The sequence below is a fragment of the Pseudomonas sp. SWRI77 genome, assembly GCF_014269105.1.
Classification (GTDB): domain Bacteria; phylum Pseudomonadota; class Gammaproteobacteria; order Pseudomonadales; family Pseudomonadaceae; genus Aquipseudomonas; species Aquipseudomonas capeferrum.
The window spans coordinates 1-6,409 of the sequence record NZ_JABWRV010000050.1 but is presented as its reverse complement, the minus strand read 5'-3'; the positions used below and the strand labels follow the sequence as shown (position 1 = coordinate 6,409).

Below are 6,409 nucleotides of genomic sequence, written 5' to 3'. Positions count from 1 at the left end.
CGACTTTGCTGTCGGGACGCATCATGGCGGACTGGCTCCAGAAAGAAATCGGGAGCGCAGCATCGGGCTTCAGGTAGTCGCTTGGAATGTGGGCTTCATGGAGCGGACACACAGCTTCAGTTCAGCTTGCTATTTGCGACAGTAGCTTTCGCGATGATGGCTACCGCAAGAATCATGAAGCGACTGATTACCTGCTTGGGAATCCTGAACACGCTGCGGATGGGAATGGGGTGTCTGCTGGCAGGAGCGCTCTTGCACTGCGTGGGCGAAGTTCTGGTGCCGACTTCGGTACTGGGCTTTATTCCCCCAATGTGGCTCGCGGGGGTTGGTATCGCAACTGCCGTCTCGGTGACACCTAATGGTGCGTTTCAAGGTTTCGATCATATCGCCGGGGTCGCAACGGCAGTCTACTTTTTCCTGGGCGACCTTGAGTGCGGATTCGCACTCGATGATGAGGTGGCGAGGCCAAGTAGGCAATGCAGCAGCGCGCTCACTTGCTCGCCAAACAGGGGCTGGCCGAGAGCCGAGGGCAGCGCATGATGCTGGCGCGCTACGCGATGCTGGATTACGGCATGGGGTTCAGTCTGGAGTCGTACGCGGCAGTTGATCACGCACACAGACTTCGGTGGGTTGGCTGATATTTCATACTTCAAGGCAATAACATATGCCCATCTCAAGTTTTCCAGATGGTGTTTCCTCAAGCTGTGGCTCGCTGACTTGAGAGAATCCAGCTTTGATAAGGCTTTTCTCTGATGCAGGGTTTTCTCTAACAGTGCGAGCGCGCAGTTTTTTTAAACCCAAAATGCGCGCAATCTCTGTGCTCAGAATGAGAGCTCGCCTGGATACACCATGACCTCTATACGTAGGTGCAACCCAATAGCCAATCTCTGCTTCATCCTTCTTTATATCAAAGATTACTAAACTCCCAAGAAAGGAGTCTGATCGTGTGTCGGCGATCGCTAAAACTGCCAGTGTTCTATCGCGCAACCCGTCCGCGATTACGCCTCGGATCATGTCGCGAACAACCTGTGGTGTATATTTTCCCAGCGGAAGGTGAGCGAAACGCTTGACTAGAGCGTCGTCTGCTCCGGTTGCATAGGCATCTGCATCGAGATTGGACATAAGCCGGATAGTCACTACTCCATCAGAGATAGGGACGGCTGTTGTAAAGTCTTTCTCAAGGGTTTTAACAAATTTATTTTGCTCGATCATTTCTACTTCTCGCGACAATTGGGCTACACATGACTCTTAGCGCCATTCGAATCGGCCGATCAGGTGAGCGAGTCGGCCAAAGAGCTATCTCAAGTGAACTCCTGGTGGCAGTAGAGTGTATACGAGCGTTATGTATCACTGCTATGCGGGTAGGAGTGTGCTACCGAGCTATCTGGGCTACGGAACCATCTACTTCCAAATTGCATGGAAGTGATGAACTGGCCCATGGCCGGTCCCAATTTGCAACCGGTCGGCTGCCGCCAGTGCATGCGTTAGGTAATTCTTTGCCAGTTTCACTGCGCACAGCATATCCATTGATGGTAGAAACGCCGTGATCGCAGCAGATAGAGTGCAGCCGGTACCATGTGAATTGCATGTAAGCACTCGCGGTGCGGCCAAGGTGCAGGTTTCTCCATTACCGTGGAGTAGATCAATACTGTGTTGACCGTCTAAATGGCCGCCCTTGAGTAATACCCAGCTTGAACCCAACTGATGAAGCCCCTCCAACGTCGTATGCATCTCTTCTATAGATGTGGGGTGGGGTGAGTCGAGTAGGTCGCCTGCTTCGAGCAAGTTGGGGGTGATCAACGTGCAAAGTGGAATCAGCCGTTCACGAACGATAGAAACTGCATCTGGAGGAAGCAGGCGGTGTCCACTGGTGGCGACCATGACGGGATCCAAGACTATGGGGCAGTTAGCATGTCGCTCTAGTCGGGTAGCGATCGCGTCGGCAATGGCTGCGTTGGCAATCATGCCGATTTTGACCGCGTCCACCCGCACGTCGTCGAACACAGCCTCGATTTGGTCGGCTACGAATTCTGGCTCCAGTGCAACGAAGCTACGAACTCCTTGCGTGTTCTGCGACACAACTGCAGTTATTACGCTCATTCCGTAGGCGCCAAGCGCAGAAAACGTCTTCAAGTCAGCTTGAATGCCTGCGCCGCCGGTTGGGTCCGTACCCGCGATGCTCAGAACGTTGGGAATCATTGAGTTTCCTCCGCCGCTAATGCTTTTATCCTCGCAGCGTCGGGCGCATCTTCTGCAGAAAATCCGCTTTGAAGAGTCCCGTGTGTCGAGGGAGAATGAGTATGGCTTCGGAGTATCCGTGTGCACTTTGCATATTCCTCCGCCCCAAGCAGGTCCTAAGGAGCGACTATCACGGCTTTAATTTAATGCCATAGTCGGTCGAGTAGTGGTTACTTCCAGTGCAAGTCATTCTTCCTTGGTCATTCGACTGATATGCTCGGTTCTGTAATCTCCAAGAATTTATTTCCTCAGTGAGTTGATTGAGGAGCCCGAGTTTTTCTTGTGCTTTGAAGGACCTCTCGTTACTCGCGAACTATTCGCCCCAAAGAGCACGGATTCCGAGAATCTCATATGATCCTCCAGGCTGCAATGGAGTAAAGACCAGGGCGATGCGCAAGTTGCAAGCCGGGCGGCCCGATCGCCTAACAGCTGCGGCCTCGAGTTGCGCCGCAGCTGATGTTAAAATTTGAAGATATCGGGGCATTGTTCAGGACGACAATAGCCTGCAAACGATGCCAGAAGGCTCGCACTTCTGAATTCAGGGAGAGCTGAAGGTAATTAGAGCTATTGTGCAGCTCGGGTTGTATTTGGCGAAGTTCAAATTATGATCCTCGCCAGCATATCTTCGCCGTCTGCATCCATGCCAACCTCGACAAACCCGAAACTGGAATAAAACCCTTTAGCTACGACGTTATTGGGGTTATAGCAAATTTCAATTTCTTTCAAGTTTTTGATCTGTTTTATTTCACGTAGGGCGAGACCCAGCGCGACTCTACCGATGGATTTCTGCTGATGTTCTTTGTCCACCATAAAGCGCCAGATAGAGACTTTTTCTTCGGATTCCTGCACCCACATAAAAAAACCTACTGGCTCTTCATCTGCAATGATGGCGCGTGTGAAGTAACCCGGGTTGTATGCAGCCTCAACGAGCGACCAAGTATTACTGGACACGTAGTCCTCCTGCTCTTCAGTGACCTCCAGCTCGCAAATTGCCTCATAGTTTTGTTGCGTTATTTGGGTGAGTGAGATTTCCATAGAGTATCCTGCATTTTGGTGATGATCGGGCTCAATTTACTGTTATGGGTGTTTATTGGTGTGTAGAGTGCCTGAGTTGCGACTGACTGCTGGAAGTATTGAATGGTAACTGGCTGGAGCTATCAAGAAATGCTTTGTGAAAGTTTGTTCGAGGGGACAGACTATGAAATAACTTCCACCCTGAAGAACGTCGCTCTTATGTGTTTGTGAATTCTGTAGGGGTGCGGCGTTTCTGAAACAAATGGAGTGTGGCCTTTAACACTAAAGGCCAGCAGAGAAAACCAGCGTCAAGCCACCGATGACAGTTTCCCGGCGCCGGAAGAGGCTCGGGTTGCGTTTACCGCGGTGGAGTCGACCATCCAGGTGTCCAGATCGATCAACTGCTCGAAATACACACGCTTCGCAGACTGGTCGGGCTCGCCAAGCCCCCGAAGAAAGTTGTTTGCTGCATTGTCCGAAATATCTTCGCGCAGGTTTCGATGAGCAAACGCGATGTCCAGCCAGCGATCCGCGATACCGCCCCGCCCCAGATCGATGAAATGCAACTGGTCATGGGCGTCAACGAAGACATTGGTGTCACATAGGTCGCCATGAGCCGTTGTAGTTCGCGGCAGTGCTACGGCGGAAGGGAAATCCGGCTAGTTCTCCGTACAGCCCCAAGTAAGGTTTGCACCCCTCTCCGGCGTTCGTGCGGTATACATTGTAACCAGACTGCGTCCGCCGGTCGCTGCCTCCTCATGCCGGTATGTTTACTTTGCGCCCTTACTCTTTCGTATGTTCCAGCCATTCTTGGTAGGTGATGCGGCTGATGTGTTCTGTCCGATAGTCTTCGAGGAACTGGTTATATTTGTTTTCTTCGGTGTGATGAAATCGAAAGCCACACTTCGATTGAGCAGCATGGGATTGGATGTTGTCGGCGAAGTAACCACACCAAAGTGCTTTGAGGTTCAGGTTTTCAAAAGCGTGTCGCATCACTTCACGCACTGCTTCCGGAATCAGGCCTTTGCCCCAGTAAGGCACGCCGATCCAGTAGGCTATTTCCCCTTCCTGCTCACTGATTTCAAAATTGCTGTTGCTACCTATGAGAATGCCTACACAACCAACAGCACGGCGATTTTCCTTCAATTCGACCGCGTACACCTCTGGGTGATTGAAGACTGTGCGGATGATGTCGGCACTGTTCTCCACACTGGTGTGCGGGGGCCAGCCAGCGATGGGACCAACTCGGGCGTCTTTGGCATATTCGTATAGATCGGCGGCGTCTGTGTCCAGCCAGGGGCGCAGCGAGAGTCGTTCTGTTACAAGTGTCATATCCTGTACTCGTAGTGGATTGGTGCGTTCGAGATAGAGTATTGGGAGACAGATCATCGGTACACGCCAGTACCTCGGCTTCTTCGGTACTTTTAGAAACAATCGCGCCAAGCGGTGATACGATGGTGGCCTTTGGTTGTTGTAGAGCTGGGGCACTATGCATCACATTCCGAAACTTCTTGTTCCTGACGATTCGATGCGGATGGGAGAAACCACGCTCGCGCAAGGGCTAGGTTTACCGCTCTCCTTCGGTCATGCTTACTTGACGCTGCTGGTATGCCTCTGCGGTAGTGCCCACTTCACTCTAAACTTCAAAGAGCATGCGGTCAGGCGCGGTGGTGTGATGCTGCTGGCTGAAGACACGATTGCCTTGCTCAAACGTCGCTCGCGCCGCTTCAAGGTGTTTTTCTGCCTTATGCCGAAAAACTTTGCAGCGGAGGTTGCCTACCCACTGCCAAATACCTTGTTCGTATTTCTGCATGACCATCCTCATTGCGTCCCATCCAAGGACGACATGCCGCTGATAGAGGGGTGGGTGACGCAGATGCGGAACATTGCGCAGACCTGCCCCACCTACCAACGCATCATGTTGCGTAATCAACTGCAGAACCTCTTTTTAAAAATAGCCGAGCAACTTCCAGCCAACCAAATAGAGAACAAGGGATTCAGCAGGAAGGAAATGCTCAGTTGGCGCTTCTGGGAATTGATAGGCAAACACTGCATCCGCCACCGAGATGTGAAGTTCTACGCCGACGCACTGAGTATCACGCCGTTCTACCTGTCGCAGTTGACCAAAGCGTTTTTCAATGACACTCCCAAGGGCCTGATAGATCGGCAGGTAACCTTGGAAATCAAGGCTCTCCTTTCATACAGTGACTTGGCTATTGGCCGTGTGGCCGACGAACTGAACTTCGCCGACGCATCTTACTTGTGTCGCTATTTCAAGCGCCAAACGGGGATTTCGCTTTCCCGTTATCGTAAGCACAAGAGGGAGAAGGCGGAAAATGACTGACCTGCGGTAGAAATAGAGGAGGAAAGGCGCACTAACCATGCACCGCAGCAGAACCTGCTTGCTATCGCCTATCTGTTCAACGGCTAGTGTCCAAATATTCAAGTTGCCGAGATTCTCAGCGTCTTGATCAGCATGCTGTACAGACTATCGTAAGCGTTCGGGCAAACCGTCTTGCACGACTAAACCGGACGCCACCTATGCGGCAGCAGCTCTGCAATCTCACTCGCCCGCTGCGTCGGCAGGCGCGTCAGCACGTCCTTCAGGTAGGCATACGGATCGTGCCCGTTGTTGCGGGCCGACTGGATCAAACTCATAATCGCAGCGGCGCGTTTACCGCTGCGTAGTGACCCAGCAAAGAGCCAGTTCTTGCGTCCCAGCGCCCAAGGCCGTATCTGGTTTTCACACCAATTATTATCAATCGCTACAGCCCCGTCATCCAGGTAGCGTGACAACGCCGCCCAGCGTTTCAAGCTGTAATCCAGGGCTTTGCCAATAGCCGAACCGTTGTGCACGATATCGCGCTGGGCACCCATCCAGGCATGCAATGCATCCATCACCGGTAGTGCCCTTTCTTGCCGTATTCGGCGGCGTATGTCCGGTTCCAGATCCTTGATTTCCCCCTCAATCTCGTACAAAGCTTGCATGTAACGCAAGGCTTGTTCCGCCAGTGTGCTCTTGTGTGTCGCATGCAGTTCGAAGAACTGAGTGCGATCCATGAACCCCACCTACCGCCAGATGGAGCTTCGATTTACCGTTGCATCTCCGGTGAGCAGTTCCACGGCAGCAGCGCTTCGTAGTCCTCTACCGACGAGG

General features: G+C 52.4%; 5 protein-coding genes and 3 pseudogenes. 2 read left to right on the top strand and 6 right to left on the bottom strand.

Annotated features, from left to right (window positions below; genetic code table 11):
- Nucleotides 1-102: 102 nt before the first annotated feature.
- Nucleotides 103-429 (top strand): annotated as a pseudogene (locus HU766_RS25825) (CmlB family chloramphenicol efflux MFS transporter); the annotation flags it as partial.
- Between the two features lie 213 nt (nt 430-642).
- Here the strand turns inward: HU766_RS25825 and HU766_RS25820 are convergent.
- The 5 genes and pseudogenes from HU766_RS25820 to HU766_RS25800 form a co-directional block, all read right to left on the bottom strand.
- The gene (locus tag HU766_RS25820) at nt 643-1,212 is read right to left on the bottom strand and encodes a GNAT family N-acetyltransferase (RefSeq protein ID WP_186661783.1); all 570 of its coding nucleotides are present in this window, start codon (nt 1,210-1,212) and stop codon (nt 643-645) included.
- Nucleotides 1,213-1,401: 189 nt separating this feature from the next.
- On the bottom strand, nt 1,402-2,199 hold the full coding sequence (gene thiD, locus HU766_RS25815) for a bifunctional hydroxymethylpyrimidine kinase/phosphomethylpyrimidine kinase (protein WP_056845766.1): 798 nt from the start codon (nt 2,197-2,199) through the stop codon (nt 1,402-1,404).
- Between the two features lie 636 nt (nt 2,200-2,835).
- Nucleotides 2,836-3,273, bottom strand: coding sequence for a GNAT family N-acetyltransferase (locus tag HU766_RS25810; RefSeq protein ID WP_032879426.1), 438 nt, complete (start codon nt 3,271-3,273; stop codon nt 2,836-2,838).
- A 422-nt stretch (nt 3,274-3,695) separates the two neighbouring features.
- Nucleotides 3,696-3,887, bottom strand: a pseudogene (locus HU766_RS26365) (phosphotransferase); the annotation flags it as partial.
- A 148-nt stretch (nt 3,888-4,035) separates the two neighbouring features.
- Nucleotides 4,036-4,584, bottom strand: a complete 549-nt coding sequence (locus HU766_RS25800; RefSeq protein WP_032879428.1) for a GNAT family N-acetyltransferase — start codon at nt 4,582-4,584, stop codon at nt 4,036-4,038.
- Nucleotides 4,585-4,741: 157 nt separating this feature from the next.
- On the opposite strand from HU766_RS25800, the gene HU766_RS25795 reads away from it, so the two are divergent.
- Nucleotides 4,742-5,596, top strand: a complete 855-nt coding sequence (locus tag HU766_RS25795; protein ID WP_032879429.1) for a response regulator transcription factor — start codon at nt 4,742-4,744, stop codon at nt 5,594-5,596.
- Between the two features lie 179 nt (nt 5,597-5,775).
- Here the strand turns inward: HU766_RS25795 and HU766_RS25790 are convergent.
- Nucleotides 5,776-6,306 (bottom strand): annotated as a pseudogene (locus HU766_RS25790) (transposase); the annotation flags it as partial.
- Between the last annotated feature and the right edge of the window lie 103 nt (nt 6,307-6,409).

Coding starts and splice junctions, on each gene's coding strand:
- thiD (WP_056845766.1), bottom strand. CDS start 2,199: ATGATTCCCAACGTTCTGAGCATCGCGGGTACGGACCCAACCGGCGGC.
- HU766_RS25795 (WP_032879429.1), top strand. CDS start 4,742: ATGCATCACATTCCGAAACTTCTTGTTCCTGACGATTCGATGCGGATG.
- HU766_RS25820 (WP_186661783.1), bottom strand. CDS start 1,212: ATGATCGAGCAAAATAAATTTGTTAAAACCCTTGAGAAAGACTTTACA.
- HU766_RS25810 (WP_032879426.1), bottom strand. CDS start 3,273: ATGGAAATCTCACTCACCCAAATAACGCAACAAAACTATGAGGCAATT.
- HU766_RS25800 (WP_032879428.1), bottom strand. CDS start 4,584: ATGACACTTGTAACAGAACGACTCTCGCTGCGCCCCTGGCTGGACACA.